At 38.8% G+C, this 23,512-nt stretch carries 20 protein-coding genes and 1 tRNA gene; 12 read left to right on the top strand and 9 right to left on the bottom strand.

Going from position 1 to position 23,512, the window contains the following annotated elements:
- Positions 1 to 142: 142 nt before the first annotated feature.
- Entirely contained in the window at positions 143 to 1,000 is an 858-nt protein-coding gene (locus tag QL995_RS19720; protein WP_290294902.1) for an MBL fold metallo-hydrolase, read from the top strand.
- 217 nt (positions 1,001 to 1,217) lie between these two features.
- Positions 1,218 to 1,451 carry a hypothetical protein gene (locus tag QL995_RS19715; RefSeq protein WP_222714319.1) on the top strand — a complete coding sequence of 78 codons (234 nt, stop codon included), beginning with the start codon at positions 1,218 to 1,220 and terminating at the stop codon, positions 1,449 to 1,451.
- Between the two features lie 542 nt (positions 1,452 to 1,993).
- On the opposite strand, the gene QL995_RS19710 is transcribed toward QL995_RS19715, so the two are convergent.
- Positions 1,994 to 3,826 (bottom strand): tetratricopeptide repeat-containing diguanylate cyclase, encoded by a 1,833-nt coding sequence (locus QL995_RS19710; RefSeq protein WP_169061212.1) that lies wholly within the window; start codon positions 3,824 to 3,826, stop codon positions 1,994 to 1,996.
- A 132-nt stretch (positions 3,827 to 3,958) separates the two neighbouring features.
- Positions 3,959 to 4,876, bottom strand: a complete 918-nt coding sequence (locus tag QL995_RS19705) for a LysR family transcriptional regulator (RefSeq protein WP_197152594.1) — start codon at positions 4,874 to 4,876, stop codon at positions 3,959 to 3,961.
- Positions 4,877 to 4,956: 80 nt separating this feature from the next.
- Between QL995_RS19705 and QL995_RS19700 the strand changes: the two genes are divergently transcribed.
- The 4 genes from QL995_RS19700 (at position 4,957) to QL995_RS19685 (ending at position 8,566) form a co-directional block, all read left to right on the top strand.
- Complete coding sequence (locus QL995_RS19700; protein WP_121955081.1) at positions 4,957 to 6,096, top strand: alkene reductase; 1,140 nt, start codon at positions 4,957 to 4,959, stop codon at positions 6,094 to 6,096.
- A 396-nt stretch (positions 6,097 to 6,492) separates the two neighbouring features.
- Entirely contained in the window at positions 6,493 to 6,750 is a 258-nt protein-coding gene (locus QL995_RS19695; protein WP_197173836.1) for a hypothetical protein, read from the top strand.
- A 379-nt stretch (positions 6,751 to 7,129) separates the two neighbouring features.
- Positions 7,130 to 7,894 carry a DUF6515 family protein gene (locus QL995_RS19690; protein ID WP_290294901.1) on the top strand — a complete coding sequence of 255 codons (765 nt, stop codon included), beginning with the start codon at positions 7,130 to 7,132 and terminating at the stop codon, positions 7,892 to 7,894.
- A 171-nt stretch (positions 7,895 to 8,065) separates the two neighbouring features.
- Positions 8,066 to 8,566 carry an RDD family protein gene (locus QL995_RS19685; RefSeq protein ID WP_007587274.1) on the top strand — a complete coding sequence of 167 codons (501 nt, stop codon included), beginning with the start codon at positions 8,066 to 8,068 and terminating at the stop codon, positions 8,564 to 8,566.
- Between the two features lie 101 nt (positions 8,567 to 8,667).
- On the opposite strand, the gene lptG is transcribed toward QL995_RS19685, so the two are convergent.
- Together lptG and lptF are read right to left on the bottom strand one after the other, a co-directional pair.
- A complete protein-coding gene (gene lptG / locus QL995_RS19680; protein WP_007587278.1) occupies positions 8,668 to 9,735 on the bottom strand; it encodes an LPS export ABC transporter permease LptG in 1,068 nt (355 codons plus the stop codon).
- Positions 9,732 to 10,844: an LPS export ABC transporter permease LptF gene (gene lptF / locus QL995_RS19675; RefSeq protein ID WP_007587281.1), complete on the bottom strand. Its 1,113-nt coding sequence runs from the start codon at positions 10,842 to 10,844 to the stop codon at positions 9,732 to 9,734. Before lptF ends, lptG begins: the two co-directional genes overlap by 4 nt.
- Positions 10,845 to 11,153: 309 nt before the next feature.
- On the opposite strand from lptF, the gene pepA reads away from it, so the two are divergent.
- The 3 genes from pepA to QL995_RS19660 all read left to right on the top strand — a co-directional run bounded on the left by pepA (position 11,154) and on the right by QL995_RS19660 (position 16,171).
- Complete coding sequence (pepA, locus tag QL995_RS19670) at positions 11,154 to 12,665, top strand: leucyl aminopeptidase (RefSeq protein WP_007587283.1); 1,512 nt, start codon at positions 11,154 to 11,156, stop codon at positions 12,663 to 12,665.
- 150 nt (positions 12,666 to 12,815) lie between these two features.
- On the top strand, positions 12,816 to 13,262 hold the full coding sequence (locus tag QL995_RS19665; RefSeq protein ID WP_007587285.1) for a DNA polymerase III subunit chi: 447 nt from the start codon (positions 12,816 to 12,818) through the stop codon (positions 13,260 to 13,262).
- A 53-nt stretch (positions 13,263 to 13,315) separates the two neighbouring features.
- Positions 13,316 to 16,171, top strand: coding sequence for a valine--tRNA ligase (locus QL995_RS19660; RefSeq protein WP_290294900.1), 2,856 nt, complete (start codon positions 13,316 to 13,318; stop codon positions 16,169 to 16,171).
- Positions 16,172 to 16,284: 113 nt separating this feature from the next.
- Here the strand turns inward: QL995_RS19660 and QL995_RS19655 are convergent, their stop codons facing one another.
- Entirely contained in the window at positions 16,285 to 17,547 is a 1,263-nt protein-coding gene (locus QL995_RS19655; protein ID WP_121954265.1) for an outer membrane protein transport protein, read from the bottom strand.
- Positions 17,548 to 17,830: 283 nt separating this feature from the next.
- On the opposite strand from QL995_RS19655, the gene QL995_RS19650 reads away from it, so the two are divergent.
- A complete protein-coding gene (locus QL995_RS19650; protein WP_024592106.1) occupies positions 17,831 to 18,154 on the top strand; it encodes a hypothetical protein in 324 nt (107 codons plus the stop codon).
- On the opposite strand, the gene QL995_RS19645 is transcribed toward QL995_RS19650, so the two are convergent.
- Positions 18,114 to 19,328 carry an HD domain-containing phosphohydrolase gene (locus QL995_RS19645; RefSeq protein ID WP_007587289.1) on the bottom strand — a complete coding sequence of 405 codons (1,215 nt, stop codon included), beginning with the start codon at positions 19,326 to 19,328 and terminating at the stop codon, positions 18,114 to 18,116. The two genes, QL995_RS19650 and QL995_RS19645, sit on opposite strands and share 41 nt — an antisense overlap.
- A 352-nt stretch (positions 19,329 to 19,680) precedes the next feature.
- On the opposite strand from QL995_RS19645, the gene QL995_RS19640 reads away from it, so the two are divergent.
- A complete protein-coding gene (locus QL995_RS19640; protein WP_290294898.1) occupies positions 19,681 to 21,444 on the top strand; it encodes a GNAT family N-acyltransferase in 1,764 nt (587 codons plus the stop codon).
- Positions 21,445 to 21,552: 108 nt separating this feature from the next.
- Here the strand turns inward: QL995_RS19640 and QL995_RS19635 are convergent, their stop codons facing one another.
- The 3 genes from QL995_RS19635 to QL995_RS19625 all read right to left on the bottom strand — a co-directional run bounded on the left by QL995_RS19635 (position 21,553) and on the right by QL995_RS19625 (position 23,081).
- Positions 21,553 to 22,257: an NRDE family protein gene (locus QL995_RS19635; RefSeq protein ID WP_222714311.1), complete on the bottom strand. Its 705-nt coding sequence runs from the start codon at positions 22,255 to 22,257 to the stop codon at positions 21,553 to 21,555.
- A 1-nt stretch (position 22,258) separates the two neighbouring features.
- Complete coding sequence (locus tag QL995_RS19630) at positions 22,259 to 22,792, bottom strand: hypothetical protein (protein WP_024589710.1); 534 nt, start codon at positions 22,790 to 22,792, stop codon at positions 22,259 to 22,261.
- A gap of 214 nt (positions 22,793 to 23,006) precedes the next feature.
- Positions 23,007 to 23,081: transfer RNA gene (locus tag QL995_RS19625), tRNA-Arg, on the bottom strand.
- A gap of 246 nt (positions 23,082 to 23,327) precedes the next feature.
- On the opposite strand from QL995_RS19625, the gene QL995_RS19620 reads away from it, so the two are divergent.
- Positions 23,328 to 23,510, top strand: a complete 183-nt coding sequence (locus tag QL995_RS19620) for a hypothetical protein (protein WP_007587299.1) — start codon at positions 23,328 to 23,330, stop codon at positions 23,508 to 23,510.
- Positions 23,511 to 23,512: the final 2 nt, after the last annotated feature.

The following is a 23,512-nucleotide window of genomic DNA, read 5'->3' as shown; positions in this document are numbered from 1 at the left end:
TTATAATGGCTTTTTATTTCATTCTTATATTTGATCCTTTGACTTAAGCTTTAATTTAACTAACAGCTGAAATTTTTTACAGCTTTATGCTTTCTTCTTTTAATAGCGTTATTAATTTAATCAATTTAAAAAGGAATGGTGTATGCCCCGCTTGCTACAAAAACTATTAAGCACAGCCCTATTGTTTATAGGCTTTGCCACACAAGCCTATGAAATAGAAGACTTAGGAGATGGCTTACACCGCTTTATAGACGACAGACACCGCTCAGTATTTTTAATCACTTCTGAGGGCGCAATTGTTACCGACCCGCTTAATAAAAAAGCCGCCACATGGTTAAACGAGCAAATTAAAACCCGCTATAACGTACCGGTAAAGTATGTAATTTATAGCCATAATCATAGCGATCATATTTACGGCGCCGAGGTATTTAAAAGCCCGCACACCACGTTTATAGCGCATAAACTCGCTGCGCAAGATATTAAAAACACACAAATGAAAACAGTAACGCCCAGCCTTACTTTTGATGACGAGCTACTGCTTACCCTTGGTGATTCCACAGTAAAGCTTAACTACCATGGTCCAAACGATGGTCGTGGTTCGGTTAGTATATTATTCGAAAAGCAAAAAACGTTATTTGTAGTTGATTGGATTGTTATTGGCAGAATGCCGTGGCAAAAGCTGTGGAGTTACGATATTCAAGGCATGATTAACTCAACCCAAGCGGTACTCACATATGACTTTGATGCTTTTGTAGGTGGTCATGCCGATATTGGCAGCAAGGCTGATGTAGCGCGTTACTTAAGTTATTTAGAGCTTTTGTATAGCCAAGTAACCGCAGGCGTTTTAGCCGGTAATACTCTTGACGAAATTAAACAAAATGTAAAATTAGACCAATTTAGTGACTTTAAACAGTTTGATGCATGGTTACCGCTTAACATAGAAGGCGTGTACGAGCGTTTAATGGAAGAGTCTGGTATGGGTTGGCGCAGCGATTTATAAGTTTGAACTCAACGTTGTAAGCTCTGAGCTTTGAGCTCTAAACTCAATATTATAAGCATTGGTATTGGCGTATTTAACGCAGTACCAATGCACTTATTAATTAGTTAAATAGACATCAAACGCCATATAAGTCACCTTTACAATATCCTTACGTTTGCTTACAGCACTATACAAAAAAAAGTTTATCCTAGGCTTTAGCTACATAGGACTAATAAACATGAACTTATCTTTAAAAATAGTTTTAGTAATGGCGACCGCGCTTATTATGAGCGGCTGCACTGTATATCAACATAGTCCCAGTGCGCATAAACCAAATAAAAAAGTCGTTAAAGTGGTTATTCCTGCCTTAGTAACTGAGCACAACTCTCCAAGCATTGTTATCGTAAAAGCCAAGCCCACAAAACAAGCCTGCACTAAACACGATGATCATTGGCATTGCAGGGCTCGCTAACAAATACTTTGCTAAGTAAATCACTAAGTTTTTATATTCTCAGCGTTAAATTAAATATTTTTGAATGTAAAAAAACCGCACTAAAGCTTTTTTTAAAAGTGCCTTAGCGCGGTTTCCGTATTTCAAATTCAAATATTAAAAAAGCTCGTTAACTAAAATCGACCAGCACTTCATAATGCCCTAGCATGTCGCTTACTTGATATACTCATCGTGCCATTTTATTATTTTTTTGCTTAACTCCAGCCCTAAACCGCAGCCAGTATTGGCAGGCCTGTTTGTGTTATGAGTCGCGTGTTGCATATCAGCTTGTGCGCTGTATTTACTTATAGGGATCTCGCTGTGCAATATGCCATTATCTTGATAGCTTGGCTGGCTGCTACATGCAGCAAGTGTGCAAGTAAAAAACCGGTTGAGTGCTTTTTGAAATAAACCATTTAATTATGCCTAATTCGTACCATTACATTAAGTGAATCAGCTTGCTATATTTTTCAATAATAAATAAAAATCACTAGCCGTTTAACAGCTCAGTAATTATTTAATTATTAAACCATTACTTTATTACGACCTGCATTTTTAGCTGCGTATAATTTTTCATCAGCTCGTCGAGATGCATCTTTTGGGGCTTCGCCCGCTTTAACTTCTACTACACCAATACTTACTGTTGATTTTATATGGAGTGAGGTATGAGTAACATTCTCAATATTTTCGCGTATACGCTGGGCAACTTCATGCGCAAAACTAAGTGCTGTATTAGGTAAAACAACTAAAAACTCTTCTCCGCCAACCCTTCCAGCGCAATCTGTTTGACGAATGTTTTTTTCTATAAATTTAACTGTAGAGATAATAACTTCATCGCCAATATCATGTCCGTATGTATCGTTTACTTGTTTAAAGTGGTCTATATCAATAACAATTAATGAACACGCGCTCCCTAAAAACTCGCTTTTTTTAATCGCGTTGTATTTAAATGCAAATATTGCTCTACGATTAGCGATATCTGTTAATTCGTCTTTTAATGCAAGTGTTTTGAATCGCTGTTTATGCTGAGTTTGTTTATAAGTTATGTAAGCTAAAATCAATATTAACCCAATAGAAAATAGCAACGATGCGATTTGCCAAAATGCTTTTTCATTAGCTAAATTTAATAACTGCTCTTTTACCTCTGACGATTCTTTCAGTCTTGTTATTTCTCGTTTTTGCTGATCCCAGTCAAATGCTAAACGTTGAGAAAGTAATGTATTATCTGCAATTTCTTGCACTTTTTTATCTGCTATTTTTAATAACTCTCTTTGAGCTAAGGCTTCTTGCTGATAATTACTTTTTTGCACTGCTAATTCACGCTTAAATTCTAAAAAACGAGTTAAAGAGTCAACTGACCATACTTGAGAACTATTTTGTTCAAAATCTAAATAAAGAAGTTCCGCTTCATCTAGGCGGCCCTTTTTAATTAACCACTCAGCTGTTGTTATTGATTGAATAAATTTAATCCACTCACTATTTAGCGTTAAATCCCTAGCTTGATTTAAGTATTGTTTAGCCTCTTGCAGCTCATTTAATTGAATATTTATTTGTGCGATTTTAAAGAGTAGGTAAGCACTCCCTTCATCGTCTTCATACTTAGTAACGGCTGGGAGTATACTGTTGTACAGCATTATCGCTTTTTGGTAATTACCTTGGGCTTCATAAGCCTGGGCTAGGATATCTGTGGCTATGTACCACTCTTGCTCATTGTAATTTGTCAGCTCATTAATCGCTCTTTGTAATTGTTCTTCAGCCAGCAAAAAATTGTGAAGGTCGGCATGAATAAGCCCTATCTCTTTAAGTATGAGCGCTTTGTCGTAAGAAAAGCCGCCTTGTTCAAAGGAATTATAAGCTTGTTGAAATGCTAAAAAAGCTTGCTGATACGAGCCTTGCGAACGAAAAATCCTTCCTAAAATTAAGTTAGCTGTCGCATATTGATAATAAAGCTCTGGATTTTTTGAGGATGCACTAATAACATTTTTAGTCATTGAAGTGGCTGTACTTACTTTGCCTTGTTGGTATAAATGAAATGCTTGGCATGTTTCTAAATCGAGTTTTAATTTAGGCGAGTCAGCTTTTTTGATTGCTTGATTAGCATCTGTCAGTAAATCATTTAATGCTATATGATTTTTGTCATTTTGGGAGTCATAAAACCAACACTTTACAGTTTTAACTCGAGCAGTATCGAGCAGTGAAGAATAAGGTAAATTGCGCTCTAACTTATCCATAAGCTCACGACTTTGACCACTCGTTAAATGTCCACTTAGTATTTTTTCAACATCTTCTTTTACTGCGTTAGCAAAGGTACTAAAACAAAGTAGAGAGCAAAAAACACCAAAAAATAACTTAAACATTTAGCTTTATAATTCCTTTACCGCACTTAAAACACAATTGAAGGACACTGTAATTAGCTGACGACAATCTTTAATAACCATCGTTAATTATGGTAACAGTATTTGCTTTTATACTTGCATTAAAGTTTACTGTTATAAGTTTTGTAGCTGCTCTATCAACCATTTATGAATTGGACTGTTGTTAGTACGCGGATGCCATGCGGCTATTACTTTAAATGTAGGAGGCAGAGCTTCTATTTTTAGCTGTTTAACTTTGCTATTTGGTAATAATCTTGATGGGTAAAACGCTAGCATATCGGTTGTATGTAAAATGTCGGGCACTGCTGAAAAGCTCGGTACCGACATTACAATATTACGTTTTAGCCCTTGGCTTTCAAACCACTGATCGTGCGATCCGCGCAAATTAGCGCGCGATGGCGACACCACTAGCTGTGAATGCTTTGCAAATTGCGCCAAACTCAAAGGTTCAGTGTAAGTAGTGTTACCTATACCGGTAATACACAAATGCTGTTCTTCAAACAAAGTGATATAAGAAAGGTTGTCGGGTATAAACTCTGGAAAGCTTATCAGCAAATCAAGCTCGCCTGCCGTTATAAGTTGATTAACGTTATCTGATGCAAAGTCGCGTACTATCAACTTTAAACCCGGTGCTTCGCGGCGGGTAATATTAAATAATTGCGGTAGTAAAGCCTGCGTGGCGTAGTCGGTCGCGCTTATGGTAAACACACCTTTATAAGTTTGCGGACTAAACAGCTCGGGCTCTAGTAATGATTCTAATTGCTTTAAAATATGATTAACAGGCGCCTTGAGTCCTTGCGCTTTAGGAGTAGCAACCATGTTATTACCTTGGCGAATAAACAAGCGATCGTCAAATAAGTCTCGTAGTTTTCTTAGTTGCTCACTAATAGCTTGTTGCGTTAACCCCATTTTTTTGGCTACTTGCGAAAGATTTTGCAGTTCTAATAAGCTACTGAGTACTCTTAACTGTTTTATATCGAGCCGACTAATACCATTCATAATTGTATGCTGCACAAAAAAGTGTTGTTTCAAATTGTATCCTTAAATCTCTATGCTGCCAATGTTGCTTAACCACTATTTAAGCCTTTGTTTGCTTTATAAGAGAATTTAAAATGAAATCAGAATTAGTTAATACCGCCCCTTTATTCTCATCAATTGAGCTTGGCCCTTTTACACTTAAAAACCGTATTGTGATGCCACCTCTTACTCGCTCTCGCAGCACTCAGCCTGGCAATATTCCTAATGAATTAATGGCTGAGTATTATGCGCAGCGGGCATCGGCTGGTTTTATGGTTACCGAAGGCACACAAATAGAACCTCGTGGACAAGGTTACGCTTGGACCCCAGGTATTCACTCGCAAGCACAAATTGAAGGCTGGAAAAAAGTAACACATGCAGTACATGCTAAAGGCGGTGTTATTTTTGCTCAGCTTTGGCATGTAGGGCGCGTATCGCACGCCACACTACAACCAAATTCAGGTAAACCGGTTGGCCCTTCAGATATTATTGCTGACAATGTAAAAGTATTTATTGAAACCGCACCTGGTGAAGGCGCATTGGCTGACCCAAGTGAGCCTCGTGCACTAACAACAACTGAAGTTGGCGAACTGGTAAACATGTATGCGCAAGCTGCACGTAATGCTCTAGAAGCAGGCTTTGATGGCGTAGAGCTTCATTGTGCTAACGGGTATTTAGTTAATCAGTTTATTTCTGAACATACTAATAACCGTGACGATCAATACGGTGGAACGCTTAGTAATCGCCTGCGCTTTTTAAAAGAGATAGTTGAAGCGGTAAGTGACGTTGTAGGCTCTGATCGTTTAGGTGTTCGCTTTGCTCCTTTATTTGAAAGCACAGATGAAACACGAGTGTATTTAGGACTTGTTGAATCAAACCCTCATCATACTTATGTACAAGCCGTTAAAGTGCTTGAGCAAGCAGGTATTGCTTACTTATCAATAGCGGAAGCTGATTGGGAAAATGCTCCTGATTTACCACAAGAATTTTATAAAGCAGTACGAGCTGAATTTTCAGGTCGCATTATTTATGCTGGTAAATACACAGTAGAAAAAGCGGTGCGTATTTTAGGTGAAGGTTACGGTGACTTATTTGCATTTGGTCGCCCATTTATAGCTAACCCTGATTTACCAGAGCGTATAGCGAATAATTGGACGTTTAACGAGGCCGATGCAGCCACTATGTATGGCGGTACTGAAGTAGGTTATAGCGATTATCCTTTTTATCAAAAGTAGTCAACCTAAACTCTAAACGATATATGGGATAAGGATTGGTATTGCTATAGAACCGATACGGTTTTATACCAGGTAGCTTAATTAAGCTACCTGTTTTGAGGTAAGAAAACGGTGTTGATAACACTGCTGAATTTGTTATTAGTTGTTCTCGACAATTGCTCTTTCATTGCCCTACCTTCTGCATTTATGCAGCCATATATCAGTCATTTTTTAATAGAGTGAGCGTTAGATTGAATCTCTCAAATTGATTAAGTATTACTGCGGATTGGTATTAGCGTCAAGAATAGTAAAGATAAGTAAAAGGGTGTAAAGCCTCCCTACAGTTGCCCTGCATGCAGTTGGCATTCAGTTTCAAACGTCAATACTAGCCATGTTAACCACAAACGAGGCAATATTATGAAACTTACATTTATACTACCTGCACTATTAGTTATTGGCACTTTATCTAGTTCTGCATTTGCAGCACCACATGATAGATATACAAAGCAAGAATATAAAAAGGTTCAGCTAAAACGAGAACTGAAAAAAATTAACCAAACTAAGGTAATCAAGTATGTTCCAGTTAAAGTTGTTAAAAGAAACGTTAATAACACAGCATTTGTTAAAGTTAATACCATAACGTATCACCCAAACCTTAAATTTATTAAAAGATAGATGCGTACTTTAAAATATAAAGTCATGTTTGCGGCAATAAACAACGTGCCGCAAACTTAGCTTTTTACACCATTTAAACTCTATTATTGGTATTTTCCCATCTAAAAATGCACGGAAATAACGTTTTCTAAGCACAACAAAAAGTCCAAATATATAATTTAATAGCAGTATTATTAAAATATCTCTCGTAATACCCCCCCCTTAAAAAGAACAGAATTACCCTTAAAAATCGTCAAAAACTAGATGTTATGTCAAGAACCGTCACTAAAATGTAAAAAGCTGTAAGCATAGCTCCGTTTGCTGTTGTATGTCAGTTAACATTCAGTTTGAACCGCTAGTATTGAACCCAGTTATGTAAAAACATAAACGAGGCAATACTATGAAACTTACTTTTTTACTACCTGCACTGCTCGCCATTGGCGCAGTATCAGGCTCTGCGCTTGGAGCACAAAACGAGCGAGAGAATGATAAAAGCTTTAAACGTGACCACGACAAACGTGTTGAATATAAACGCGATGAACGCCGCCATGAAAAAAAGCAGCGTATTGAGCATAAAAAAGAAAAACGAGAAGACCGTAAGCAAGAAAAACGTAAACTTGCTAAGTACAAGCAGGTAAAGCGTGAACAATACCGCTACAACCAGCGCAAATATAACTACTTAACAAGCCATAATAATTCAGTCGCTTACAGACAAAATCGATTTATAAACCATTTACCACGCAATAGCGCATCGATTAGATTTAATGGTATTTCGTTTACGTTTAACGACGGCCTTTACTACCGTAAAGCTAAAAGAGGCTACCATGTAGTTACGCCACCTAGAGGCCTGCGTATAAATACGCTACCAAGAAATTACAGGCATTTTAAGCATCACAATACCACCTACTACACATATCAAAACGTGTATTACGTCGCAAATAATGACGGTTATACAGTGGTTGATGAGCCACCAACCCGTCTTAATCAGGCAATAAAAGTGGGGAATGTGAATGATTATAGCTTGGGCCAAACTTACGATTCATTGCCTCAGGCAGCACAGGCCGTAATAATTAACTCGCAGCAGTATTTTAAATACGGCGATATTTATTTTTTACCGCAAATAAGTGGTGACGACATAAAATACCTTGCTATCAAGCTAGGTTAAATCCGCTATAAATTAAAAGGCCTTGCTACCAATAGCAGGGTCTTTTTCATTTCCCCTGTAGGTAATAACTTAAAGCAATAAAATCAATTCCCTCTCTAAGCATTAACATGTCTTAGTATTTGTAAGCTTTTTTGCTAAACTAGCTCGCATATTAATAGTGAGAGTGTATTTATGTCGGGTGAGTTTCCACGTGCTGGTTTTTGGCGCCGTTTTGCGTCGTTAGTTTACGATACGTTAGCCATTATTGCGTTTGCGATGTTAACTGTAGTGCTGTATTTATTTGCAGTACAAGGGCTTATTTCTCTCGATGTAATTAGTTTAAATGGCGCAGAGGATGTATCTGCCTTTATTCAAAATTCAAATCTTCTTTCGGGTATTCGTACCGCTCTTTTAATTATTGTTACCTTAGTATTTTTTGGCTACTTTTGGACTAAAAGCGGGCAAACCATTGGCATGCGTGCATGGCGTTTAAAAGTACAAACTCTCGAGGGTAATTTAATTAGCTGGCCGCAATCAATTATCCGCAGCGTTAGCGCTTTACTCGGTTTAGGTAATTTGGTGGTGTTAGTAGATTTTAAAAACAAAAAAGCACTGCAAGATTACATCTCTAAAACAGAAGTTATTGCACTTACTAAAGAAGAAAACAGACGTATTTATAGTGAGCTTGATTAATACCAACTTTTCGAATCGTGAGTTAAGCGGTAATTAAGCAGTAATTAAAAAGCAAAAAGGGTGACCAGTGGTCACCCTTTTTAATGCTTTGAATTGGTACTCTATACCCGTTTATTCATCAAATATGTCGCAAAGCCTATAAATATAATACTGGGCAATACCGCCCCTATAATGGCAGGTATTTGGTAAACCATAACGACAGGGCCAAATATTTCATTAGTTAAGTGAAACACAATCCCCGTTACAACACCCATAATAATACGTGCGCCCATAGTAACGGTACGCAGTGGGCCAAATATAAACGAGAGCGCCACCAGCAGCATTACCGCAACAGATACTGGCTGCATCAACTTACGCCATAGAGCAAGCTCATAGGTACTTGTGTCTTGTTCGTTTTGCTCTAAGTAACTTAAATACGACCAAAGCCCAGTAAATGAAAGTGACTCCGGTTTTACCGAAACAACCCCTAACTTTTCAGCTGTGAGTTGCGAAGGGTAAAACTCTTCTGGTAATTGCTCTGTTGTGGTTTTTTCGCTAGTAATAATAACCTTATTTACGTCACGAAGTAGCCAGCCTTCTTTTCGGCTCAGTGCATCTCTTGCTTTAGTAATTTGGGTAAGCTCTAACGATTTATCAAAGTGGTACATGTGTACCCCGTTGAGCCTGCCGTTTTCATCAACATCTTCAATATTAATAAAATTATTGCCGTCTTTAGCCCATACACCTTTTTGTGTATTAAACACATCGCCGCCATGTATTGCTTGGTTTCGCATTTCTTTAGCGTGTAATTGCGCTTCAGGTGCACCCCATTCGCCAAGTGCCATCATGCATACAGCCATAAATATGGCTGTTTTCATCACAGAGCCAATTATTTGTAAGCGCGACATACCAGCGGCTTGCATCACTACCAGCTCACTGTTTGAGGCAAGTGCCCCCAAACCCGTTAAGCCACCAATTAGCGCGGCCATCGGAAAAAACACCACTAAATCGCCAGGTATTGTGTAAAGCGTGTAAAGCATTGCGGTCATTAAGTCGTAACTGCCGCGCCCTACCGACTTTAACTGGTCGATAAATTTAATTAAGGTGCTAATACCAACAAGTACCAACAATGCAAAGCCAGTAGTTTGTAAAATACTGCGGCCTAAATACCAATCAAGCGTTTTCATCATGAGCCTAACTCCCGCTTAGTTACAACGGCTTTAAGCCAAGCGCCCAGTGGTCGCCCTTTTATAATTAATAACCCACCTATAAACAAGGCACTTAGATGAATCCACCACAAGCCGATTGAAGGCGGGATTTTGCCATCTTCAACTGCAAATTTAGCGGCATTTAGTAAAATAAAGTAGCCTAAGTACAAGCTAATAGCAGGCACTAGTTTTGCAAATTTACCTTGGCGAGGATTAACCACACTTAGCGGCACTGCCAGTAAGGTAAGTAGTGGGATTGATAACGGAATAGCGAGTCGCCATTGCCATTGAGCAATAGATTCAGGAGTATTTATAGCCAATAATTGGTTAGTTGGCACAGCCTCTAATTTACGGCGTTGATGCTCTATTTCTTGTTCTCGTATTTGTACGCTGTAACCATCAAATTCTGTTAAATTAAGTGCAGGCGTTGTGCCGTCTGTTTCATAACGTTTACCGTCTGTTAGTACTAGCTGTTGCTCACCATTTACGGCTTCAACCACAACACCTTGCTGTGCATATACTAAGCGCGCTAGATTGCCTTTTTCGCTATCAGGTAACTGTGCAACAAATACCTTATTGAGCTCTTTGCCGCCTTTTTCAATATTATGAATAAACACCACGGCTTTTTCGTTACCGGTTTCTTGGAACCGCCCAGCTCTTAGTGCAGATAACCCTGCATCGGCTTTGGCTTGTTCTTTCAATTGATACTCTTGCTCGCTTGCCCACGGCGCTATATACATAGTCAATGCAGCGGCTAATATGGCAAGCCCAACGCTTGATATAAGCGTTACGCGCACAACATACCATTCACTTACGCCACAGGCTTTAAGGACGGTCATTTCGCTATCGGCGTAAATACGGCTGTAAGCCAAAATAATGCCTAAAAATATACTCAGCGGAAGTATTAGCGAGGCCAGTTGTGGAAGCTTTAGTGCAATCATCGATAGCACTAATTTAGCAGGAATGCTGCCCTCAGAGGCATCACCTAAAATACCAACTAACTTTTGTGACAAAAAGATTGTCATTAAAGTTAAAAATACGGCGACCTGCGATTTTAAAACCTCAGCGGTCAAATAACGGAAAATTAGCAATGCTCGCCCCTGTTAAACATGGAATTTCACTACGATAGTGATAATTGAATAGTTAAATAGCTATTTTACCCAATTAATACCGGCAAATAGGCTATTATTATAAGCCATCAAATTTAATTATCCTACCTAAGTGCACGATATAATGTTGCATTAGTAGCCCTTAAGCATATAAAGTTCAATTACACAGTAAGAGTCTAGCAAAATCAGCTAAAATTAAAATTATCCGCACATAAGTTACGTAGATAAGACTAGAAAATACTTTTTTAGCCCCAACTTACTAACTTAAATGACTCAAAATCAGGAGTGACAATGGAATTTAACGTAAAAAGTGGTAGCCCAGAAAAACAGCGCAGCGCATGTATTGTGGTTGGCGTTTACGAGCCACGTAGGTTATCCCCCATTGGTGAACAACTCGATAAAATTAGTGATGGCTATATCTCTAATTTACTTCGCCGTGGCGACTTAGAAGGTAAGCCAGGCCAAGTTTTATTATTGCATCATGTACCCAATGTATTAAGCGAGCGCATATTGCTTGTTGGTTGTGGTAAAGAGCGCGAGCTTGATGATAAGCAATATAAACAAATTATTTCTAAAACTATTAATACCTTAAACGAAACAGGCTCTATGGAAGCAGTCTGCTTTTTAACAGAGCAACACGTTAAAGGTCGCGACACTTACTGGAAAGTTCGTCAAGCAGTAGAAACAACGCAAGATTGCTTATATACGTTTAACCAATTAAAAAGTAAAAAAGTAGACCCTCGTCGTCCACTTCGTAAAATGGTGTTTAACGTACCAACACGACGCGAACTAACTATTGGCGAAAGTGCCATTGAGCATGGTTTAGCCATTGCTGCAGGTAGTAAGCTGTGTAAAGACGTGGCTAATATGCCACCAAATATTTGTAACCCAGTGTACTTAGGCGAGCAAGCACAAGAGTTGGCAACTAATTTTGACAACATCACTGTTGATATTATTGGCGAAAAGCAAATGGCAGAACTAGGTATGAATTCTTATCTAGCTGTTGGCCGAGGTAGTGATAACGAATCAATTATGTCGATTATTAACTACAAAGGCGCCGCTGACGACCAAGCCCCTATTGTACTTGTTGGTAAAGGCTTAACGTTTGACTCAGGCGGTATTTCATTAAAACCAGGCGAAGGCATGGACGAAATGAAATACGACATGGGCGGCGCTGCAGGTGTTATTGGCGCAATGCGTGCACTTGCACAAATGCAATTGCCAATTAACGTTATTGGTGTTTTAGCTGGTTGTGAAAATATGCCTGGCTCAAACGCGTATCGCCCGGGTGATATTTTAACAACAATGTCAGGGCAAACAGTTGAAGTGTTAAACACCGACGCTGAAGGTCGTTTAGTATTGTGCGACGCACTAACGTACGTTGAACGCTTTAATCCAGATACGGTTATTGACGTAGCAACACTTACTGGCGCTTGTATTGTAGCCCTTGGCGCGCATGCGACTGGTTTACTATCAAACCATAACCCACTTGCCCACGATTTATTAAAAGCGTCTGAGCAAAGTGGCGACCGCGCATGGCAGTTACCGTTATGGGATGACTATCAAGATCAGCTAGAGAGCCCATTTGCTGACTTTACAAACTTAGGCGGACGCTCTGCGGGTACTATTACTGCGGCATGTTTCTTGTCTAAATTTACTAAAAAGTATCATTGGGCGCATTTAGATGTTGCCGGTACAGCGTGGCGCAGCGGCGCTAAAAAAGGCGCAACGGGTCGTCCTGTTCCAATGCTTACTCAGTATTTATTAAATAGAGCTGGCGTAAGTGAAGCCGCTCAAGATTAAACACACTGTTTAACTATTTATAAGGCGCCGTTTGGCGCCTTATTTATTTGTGTATTAATTGAAGCAAACCCCGTTATATGGCAAAATCTGCCTCTTAATTTATGTATATCAATTTGGTGTACATTCAATGTCATGGGAAACCCCGATACAATGAACATGAACGCTAAATTTTTCGTTCTAAAGCAACAAGATGAGTCTAAAGCGAAGGCTGACGATCATTTTGCTTTGGCTGCTCAAATTGCGGCCGATCAGTATCGAAATGGGCAGCGTGTGTTTATTTGTGTTAACGATAACGAAGCAGCCTGTGCCATTGATGAAATAATTTGGGCATTCGATCCAGATAGTTTTGTGCCACATAATTTACAAGGTGAAGGCCCTAAAGGCGGCGCACCTGTAGAAATTGGTATTACGCCACCTGTTGGCAATCGTAAAGTTTTAATTAACTTGGCTACTCAGTTACCGGATTACATTCGTCGGTTTAACCAAGTTTTTGATTTTGTACCCGTAGAAGCAGCGGCTAAACAAGCAGCCCGCGAGCGTTTTAAAAAGCTACGCCAACTCGGTGCCAATCTCACCACGCAAGATATTAATAGCTAGCCAATCAGGCAAACTAACCAACTAATTTAAGTACTTATTTAAGGTTCTGTGTAATGGATAAAACCTACAATCCGCAAGATATTGAACAGTCTCTATATCAAGACTGGGAACAAAAAGGCTACTTTAAGCCATCTGGCAAAGGCGTACCATATTCAATTATGATCCCGCCGCCAAATGTCACTGGTAGCTTACACATGGGCCACGCCTTCCAAGATACAATAATGGATACCCTAACGCGTTTTAAACGTATGCAAGGTAACAACACATTATGGCAAGTAGGTACTGACCACGCAGGTATTGCAACGCAAATGTTAGTTGAGCGCAAACTGCATGCCGAAGAAGGCAAAACACGCCACGATTTGGGCCGCGAAGATTTTATTAATAAAATCTGGGAATGGAAAAAAGAATCGGGCGGCACTATTACCAAACAACTTCGTCGCCTTGGCGCATCGGTTGATTGGGATCGTGAACGCTTTACCATGGACGATGGCCTATCTGAAGCCGTTAAAGAAGTGTTTGTACGCCTTCACAAAGAAAACCTAATTTACCGTGGTAAACGCCTAGTAAACTGGGATCCTAAATTACACACTGCTATTTCTGATCTTGAAGTTGAAAACAAAGACAAAAAAGGCCACATGTGGAACTTACGTTACCCACTGGCTGATGGCGTTACAACGCAAGACGGAAAAGACTACATAGTAGTAGCAACAACTCGTCCAGAAACCATGCTTGGCGACTCGGGTGTTGCAGTAAACCCTGATGACGAACGCTACATAGATTTAATCGGTAAAGAGATTTTATTACCTATCGTTAATCGTCGTATTAAAATTGTTGCTGACGAACATGCCGATAAAGATAAAGGCACGGGCTGTGTAAAAATAACCCCAGCGCACGACTTTAACGATAACGAAGTGGGCAAGCGTCATCAAATGCCGATGATCAACATTTTCGATAAAGACGCCGCTATTCTTACCCAAGGTGAAACATACACCTTTGACGGTAAAGAGCTTGAGTTTGATGCGCCAATTCCTGAGCGCTTGCGCGGCCTTGATCGTTTTGCAGCGCGTAAAGCAATTGTGGCTGAATTTGAAGAACTTGGCCTACTTGAAAAAATTGAAGACCATGGTTTAACGGTTCCTTACGGCGATCGCTCTGGTGTTGTAATTGAGCCACTACTTACCGATCAATGGTATGTACGTGTTGCACCACTTGCTGAACCGGCAAAAGACGCTGTTAAAAACGGCGATATTCAATTTGTACCTAAGCAATACGAAAACATGTACTTCTCGTGGATGAACGACGTACAAGATTGGTGTATTTCACGCCAGCTTTGGTGGGGTCACCGTATCCCAGCTTGGTACGACAGTGAAGGCAATGTATTTGTTGGTCGCGACGAAGCTGAAGTACGCCGTGAAAACAACATTGCAGATAACGTAACGCTAAGCCAAGACGAAGACGTACTTGATACGTGGTTCTCATCAGCGCTTTGGACTTTCTCTACACAAGGTTGGCCAGAAAATACCGATGATTTAAAAACCTTCCACCCGTCTGACGTGTTGGTAACTGGTTTTGATATTATTTTCTTCTGGGTTGCACGCATGATTATGATGACGCTGCACTTTGTAAAAGACGAAAATGGCAAACCACAAGTTCCGTTTAAAACCGTATATGTAACTGGCTTAATACGTGACGACAATGGCGATAAAATGTCTAAGTCAAAAGGTAACGTACTTGACCCACTAGACATGATTGACGGCATTGAACTTGAAGACCTAGTACAAAAACGTACTGGTAACATGATGCAGCCAAAACTTGCGGCTAAAATCGAAAAAGATACGCGTAAAGTATTTGCAGGCGGTATTGAAGCACACGGCACCGACGCCCTTCGCTTTACTCTTGCTGCAATGGCATCTACCGGTCGTGATATTAACTGGGATATGAACCGCCTTGAAGGTTACCGTAACTTCTGTAACAAATTATGGAATGCGAGCCGTTACGTATTAATGAATACAGAAGAGCAAGACTGTGGTTTTGCAAACGGTGCTCAAACGGAGCTTTCATTAGCTGACCGCTGGATTTTAGGTCAATATGAAGCAACCGTTAAAACCTACACAGAGCATTTAGATAACTACCGTTTTGACTTAGCTGCTAACACACTTTACGAATTCACTTGGAACCAATTTTGTGATTGGTACTTAGAGCTAACTAAGCCGGTATTATTTAAAGGTAATGAAGCGCAGCAACGTGGTACACGTAATACACTTATTACTGTACTTGAAAGCTTACTGCGTTTAATGCACCCAATGATGCCATACATCACTGAAACGATTTGGCAGCGTGTTGCACCACTTGCAGGCCTTGAAACAGCGGGTACCAGCATTATGGTTCAGCCGTTCCCTGTATATAATGAAGCAAGCGTTGATGCTAAAGCGATGGACGACTTAGAGTGGGTTAAACAATTCATTTTAGCTATTCGTAATATTCGTGGTGAAATGGATATTAGTCCAAGTAAACCACTTAGCGTATTACTTGCTAATGCATCGAGCGACGACGTGCGACGCATTGAGGAAAACAAATCATTTTTAGCATCACTTGCAAAAATTGAAGAGTTTACAATGCTTGAAAACAAAGACGACGCACCAGCATGTGCAACGTCTTATGTTGGCAACCTTGAGATCATGATCCCAATGGCGGGCTTAATTGATGTGGAAGCCGAGCTTTCGCGTATTAATAAGCAACTCGAAAAAGCAGAAAAAGGCCTAGCACAAGTGCAGAACAAACTCGCTAACGAAAAGTTTGTAAACAACGCACCAGAAGCTGTACTTGCTAAAGAAAATGCAAAACTGGCTGAATTTAGCGATGCTAAAACTAAGCTACTTGAGCAAAAAACTAAAATAGAAAGCTTATAATTTTAGTTATTATGCCTATTAACACTATTTAATAGGCATTAAAAAAGCCGCTCACTTTAATTAAAGTGAGCGGCTTTTTTGTGCCCTGTGATTAACCACAAGACACTTCTACATTAAAACTTGTAGTTGTACTGAGCGCCAAGTAATACCGCGTGGCCTTTAGATTCGAAGCCCCACTGGCTGCCCGAGTCATCAGCTTCTGTGAACGTTTGTGTTTTACCACGGATGATACTTACACCAAGATCAACGTTAGAGTTTTGATCAATTGTGTAGTTACCGCCAAACGAGAACCAAAAGCGATCTGTATCTGGAATAGAGATAGAAAGGTGTGTTTGCGATACTGGAGACTCATCAAATGCAACACCGGCACGAAGTAGTAAATCTTCGTTGTATTGGTAATCAGCACCTACAGAGTATCTGAAAGAGTCATCAAACTGCTCTTGCTTTTCAAACGCAACAAACTTATCACCTGTTGGTAACGTTACTTGTGCTTCTAGTGATTCAAAGCTGCTCCAACCTGTCCATAATACACTGTAATGTAAGCCTAACTTGTCATCTAGCTGATGTGAGCCAGAAAACTCAGCAATAGCTGGTAGTGTTAGATCAACTGCACCTGGAAGCTTAGCACCACCAGTACCGCCTACTGGTAACTCGTTTGAGAAGTCACCATCAAATGTGATGTCTGTTTCGCTGCGATAGTTAAAACCAAAACGGCTGTTATCATCTAGCTGGTACATTAAACCAACGTTTAAACCAAAACCAGTATCATCACCTTGAAGGTTTACAGCATCAGCACCAAAATCAATACCGCTTGCATTAGCACCCACTTTACGAATAACAGTTGCATCAGCATAAATAGCGTTTAAACCAATACCAAAGCTGAATTGCTCAGTTACTTTATAAGCAACGCTTGCATTAAGGTTAACAGTAAAGATTTCTGTTTCGCCAGCAATTTGGCCAGCAACGTATTCGTCGTTAAACTCTGTAGATAAACCAAAGTTAGAAAATGCACCAAAACCAATCGATACTTTATCGTTGTAAGGCATAGTAAAGTAAATAGCAGGTACTACAGCACTTGGTGCAATGCTGTCGTCATCTAATGCACTTGGGTCAATACCATTATTAGTACTTTCGCCTTCAATACTTACATCTGGGATTACGCCAATAGCAGCAACACTTAGTTGCTTTTCTTTAAATAAAGTCATTAGTGCAGGGTTACGTGCAACTACAGACGCGTCGTCTGCGATAGAAGCTTCACCAGCGTATGCACGGCCTAAACCCGATGCATTTTGCTCTGATAATTGAAACGCAGCTGCAAAGCTATCAGCTGAAACAAATGCAAGCGAAGCTGCAATAAGAGTTTTAGAAAATTTCATTGTTGAGTCCTTAACCAAACTGACTGTCTGGGTACTATGTGTGTTGTTATTAGGATTTAAAACGTGATTACACTACCTTAATTTTTTGTAAAAAACTCTATGAATACGTCAAAAGACACTAAAAAACATGTTTTTTAACGACATTTTAACAACTATTTAAAACTCATCGGATGAGAAGTGTGGTATTAGAGTAAACACTCTAAATGTAATTAATTATCATTTAGATTGACTTGAAATTAGTAGCAACTTACACTCATTATAAAATCGCAATGGAAGTAAAACTGTGATCATTTTATTTATTATTACAGGGCTAATATTTTGTGGGGCGAGTGTGTTTTGCTTTTACAAAGCAAACTACTGTGCATGTACTCAAGCAGGACAATGCGATAACCCCGTAAACCATTATTGGCTAGGGGCAATGTTAAATGCGTTGATTTCTTTAGCGCTGTGTTGTTTTGCATTGCACGTAGAGCTAGGCACTTTGTTATGGTTAACACTGATGGGAAATTGCTTTTTGGGTGCGTTTATTTCTGCAAAACAAACTAAAAAAAGGCAATGCAGTAAAACTAGTTCAACAAATGCTCTTTTAGCAGGCGAGACAAATTAATCTGATAATCTAAGGGCTTAACACTTGATAGTATTTTAAGCTCTTGGGTGTGCTCACTTAAATCGATGTCTTTCGGTGTAACATGGTGATTGTGCTTAGCATTATAAAATAGCTTAATTTTAGGTTTAATAGGATTTAATACGTTCCCTTCAAGCACTAAGGCTAAACGTTCATTCGTTAATTTTACAATAGTTCCTACCGGATGAACCCCTAAACACTTTATAAAACGCTGTACTAACTCACCATCAAACAATTGCTTATTGGCTAATAAGTATCGCAATGCGTTGATTGGTTCATCACCATCTTGATGCATTCTATCGGCAGTCATTGCATCGTACACATCTACAATTGCCATTATACGCGCTGGGCGACTTAACTTCTCTGCTTGTAGGCCTCGCGGATAACCAGAGCCATCTAAGCGCTCATGATGATTCACTATCATATCAAGCATAAGGGGTGTTATACCCTTCTCGCCTTTAACTAAACCCAAACCTTGCGCTACATGCTTTTTAATCGCTAAGAGCTCATTATTAGTAACCTTAGTTGGCTTTGAAAATATACCCTGCGGTAATTTAGCTTGGCCTAAATCATGAAGTAACGCGCCCATGGCAAGCTCTTGCACAACAGCCATTTTGTACCCTAAGTATTTAGCAAATACAGCGGTAAAAATAGCGCAGTTGATCATATGCCGCCAGTTATAGCTGTGTTTATCTTTTATACGAGTAAGAATAGTCATGGCGTTGGCGTTACGAAAAACTGAGCTGACTATTTCGCTGGCTATTTCATCAAGCACTTTTATATTAACACTCAGGCCAGATGTTAAGTCACCGTATAACGACTGTAGCTTTCGGCCATGCTGATCGTAATTGACACTCGCTTTAGCAAATTCTTGTTCAATTGAGATTGCTATAGGTGTTTTTTCGGCTTTTTGCTGGCTATTAGATGTTTTAGGTTTACTTTGAGGCTTATATTTGGCAGGAACTGGGGCATCACCTTTAGCAAAATCTATAAGCAGCTCAAGCACCCCTTCAGAGACTAAACGCTTAATAATAGATCTATCGCGCACTAAGCCACTGGTCTTAATTTTTATGCTATTGATCCCTTCATGTTGCTTAGTAACGCTATCAACATACATACCAGGAGTAAGCTCAGATACGGGCAAAGTAATTAGCATAAAGGCGGGATTTTTCTATTAAGGAATATGTACCTTAAATAGCATTAATTAAGCCTAAAAGTCTAGTTTTTGAGTTGTAAGTAGTTATATATAACTAAAAGCATTATTTACAGCCCTATTTGAGCTGTACTGTAATTCTGATTATTTTACTTTTTAATAATTAAACGCTTTCATCTCAACTACACTAAATTGCTTATCACTAAAAAGCAGGTGATTTAGCTATAAAATTTATCTAATCATTATAAAAAAGCGAACTTTATTAACCTTTCTTGAACATAATATTGTTTTGCCTCGGTCTCAATATACACAGCACTTAATAACAACTGCTTTAAATTCTTAAGAGTACTAATATATGACAAAACTAAACCACCCCGTATCAAACCTAAGTGTGGCTGCAATAAACACAGCCTCGCCTTTGGGTCATATATTAAAAGTAGCCGCTCCACTGCTCGATAGCTTACTAGGTATAAATAAACTGCGTGATATATACCTCTCTAATAATTTATCGGGTTTAGATAAGCAGGAGTTTAGTGAAAAGCTTTTAAATGTATTGGGTATTAATGTACTTGGCGCACAAGGTGTTATTAACAAAATACCTAAGCAAGGCCCTTGTATAGTAGTATGTAACCATCCTTATGGCATGGTTGAGGGCGTAATAATTGCCAAATTACTCACCCATTATCGTAGCGATACTAAAGTAATGGCTAACGTTGGTTTAAAAATATTTACAGAAATTAAAGACTATTTTATATTTGCCAATCCGCTAAAACCAAAAGCAGCCATTAATACTAGTGCAATTAAACAGTGTTTTAAACATGTAAATAACGATGGTTTACTTGTGGTTTTTCCTGCTGGCAGGGTTTCGTTTTTTCAATCAAAAAAACAACGTGTAACCGACGGTCAATGGAATCGCTTAGCGGCTCAACTAGCCTTAAAAACACAAGCCCCTTTATTACCTGTGTTTATTAGTGGTCAAAATAGCCCTATGTTTTACAATTTGGGACGTATTTACTACCGATTTAGATTATTAATGCTAATACGTGAATTACTTAAAATTCAAAAAAGGTCCATTAATTTAGGTGCTGGTAATTTACTTACACCCAAGTTATTAAATAAATTTGAGAAAACTGACGACATTAACGATATTGCGCGCCTGCTTTGCTATTTAAACGATGAACGCTTTGTAACACCTTGGCAAGACAATGCCCAGTCAATGCAACTAAAAGCGATTATGCAGGATGTTGATAAAACAAAAATGACGAGTGAACTTGCTAGCTTACCAAGCGAGCAGCACTTATTAGACTTTAAAAGTTACTCCGTTTATTACGGTTATCAAGATCAAATACCTAATTGTGTTGCTGAAATAACACGCCTTAGAGAAATAACCTTTCGTACATTAAACGAAGGAAGCGGCGAGCCATGTGATACCGATAAGTTTGACGCAACCTACATGCATTTATTTATTTTTGATCATAAAAATGAAGAGATCATTGGAGCTTATCGAATTGGACAAACTGATTTATTACAAAAAAATAGCGACGTGAGCGCCCTTTATTTATCGCAAATGTTTAATTTTGAACCCTCTTTTATTAATCAACAACAGCCGTGCTTGGAAATGGGTCGCTCGTTTATAGTTCAAAAACATCAAGGCAGTTACCATGGCTTATTACTGCTATTTAAAGGGATCGGTGCGTTTATGGCGCAAAACCCACGTTATAGGACTTTATATGGCACGGTTTCATTAAGTAAGCTTTACGACCCTCGTTCTGTCGCAATTATTGACCATGCTATGGTTAATAATAAACAAGGTGTTAGCGCCAATACGCCTTTTAATAATAAAATTCATCCAGAGTTTGAAGACTTTATTAGTGATCACACGTTAAACATAGATCATGTATCAACATTGGTTATGGGAATAGAAGAAGATAAAAAAGACATACCGATTTTATTAAAGCAATATCATAAGCTAGGCGCTCAATTTCATTGTATGGGAATTGACAGTAACTTTAATCACACCCCAGGATTACTTTTAAGTGTGCACCTACCAAGTGCGCCTGAAAAGCTACTTAAGCTCTACCTTGGTGATAAAAAAGATGATTATATAAATCACTCATAATTTTCATCTGCTGTATTAATACTGCAGATGAAAATAGAGCAACAAAAAAGTCGACGCAATTAATTGCGTCGACTTTTTTAGTTATGTAACAGCTATAAAAATATTTAGTTAAGCTGCAGCCACTTTTAAACAACTAATGCTGCTAATGAGCTGAGACTGCTTATCAAAATAATTAAAGCGTATAGTGTTACCAACTTTAATATGGCTAATACTGACTGTCATTGCATCTTCTCTTTGCATATTTACACCATATTGACCCTGCTCGGCTTTGCTGTAATGAAATGCTAAAAACTGCTCACTTGCAGGATATCTTAAGTCAATAAATTGCTTAAATTGTTGTTTACGCTTTTGTGTAACTGTTTCTAGCTCAACGCCAGATGACGTTGCAAGCGATTCAACTTGGCAATCGATTAATTGTTTTGAGTCCCATCGAACAAAAGCGATGTGACCATTATTTAGCGATAATTTATCCGGAAAAATACACAATTTAAAAGGTGCATAACCCGATAAATCCATATTTTTTAATTGAGACAATGCAGGGGTATTATTGCTTAGTAAATGCGGGATTAAGAGGCCTCTGCTGTGCTTTACGGCATTTATATCAAATGCACTTTGATAATCGTTTAATAAAGCTAATGTTTGCCCCCAATGCGATACACCAAGCCAAGTACCACCCCCTTGCGGATCGATAGGGTAAATTGCGTTACCTGTGTGCTTACTCGGGGCGATTGCCATTTCTCGCGTTTTTTGTTCATCACGATTAAAAAACAACTCGTAGCCATCATCAGTTAGGAAGTAACTTAAAGTGCACATATTAACTTTGCAGTGATTTTAATTGGCTTTGTTGGCTTTTTTCTCTCAAAAAAGTAGCTGTACTTGGTGCTAACCCAAAGTTCTGGTCGAATGATGCTTTTTGTGCAAAGGTAATTTGTGAAATCATCGCATAGTGATGTACTGCATGGCTTCCTACAAATATAAGCTCTCGTGCTAATGAGGTTGTTACAGTTTGTACATTTTTACTTTTAATTGATACTTCGCTTGAAAGTAACAGCGGTTTATTAAAATCATCTGTACTTAGCTGTTCAATCCACGATGCTATCTCTGCAATTTTTTTTATAGCTTCACAGGGGTTACTTTCAATATTACTGCCGCGTAGGCGACTATCGTAATCAATATTATTTATACCAAAGCCCGTCATTAAAGATTGGTAATGATCGATAATGTGGCGCATATGTGACCCAGCTGAACTAATGAAATTAGGAGCAACGATTTGCGAATAATCCTCTTTAGTTACACTTTCAAGATAAGCATGTCCTTGAGCGAGTATTTCTAACTGACTATTTAACATTGAATCGGTTTTCCTCATTTATAATTTCGTCGTATATGCATACATAACGTTAGATAACATTTTGAATAATGCAATTTTGCATTGTATAAATAACTAGAAAGCTGTTCTTACAATAAAATTTCAAAATTTATGCAGTAATACATTTTTAAATATAAAAGTAATTAATGAGAAGCTAGATAATATAGAGGGGAATATTAGTAGATGTAAAAGCAAATGGCGCTCTCGGTAGGGATCGAACCTACAACTCAGCCTCCGGAGGGCCACGTGATATCCATTTCACCACGAGAGCACATTTGTTGCCGCCACACCAACTCGCGATATCAGTGCTTTAGCATCAGCAATGATAAAGAGATCTTTAAATAAATACCAGTAACATCAGCTTATATGCTTATTAATTAAACTCTTTTAAATAAAACACTTCACAATGGCTTAAAAACACGCTATTTATTCTTATTGAATAGGAAACAGTAACGGTTTAGTAACATTGAAACTATGATTGTCGCTGTGCGGATGGATTTAATACGAGGAAATAATGATGAGTTTAATGTCTACTGAGCAAGTTGCTGAGTTTTTAGGTGTAAAAGTAGAGCGTGTAAAACGTCTCTCTAGAGAAAGTTTATTAATTGCTAAATCAGAAGATGAAAATGGTGAACCACAATTTGATACAGCCGAAGTAACAAAATACAAAGAGCTCGCCGAGCGCTTTGGTGGTCTTTAACA

Source organism: Pseudoalteromonas sp. APC 3358 (assembly GCF_030408075.1).
In the GTDB taxonomy this organism is placed as follows: Bacteria; Pseudomonadota; Gammaproteobacteria; order Enterobacterales; family Alteromonadaceae; genus Pseudoalteromonas; species Pseudoalteromonas arctica.
This window is presented reverse-complemented; position numbering and strand designations above follow the sequence as displayed.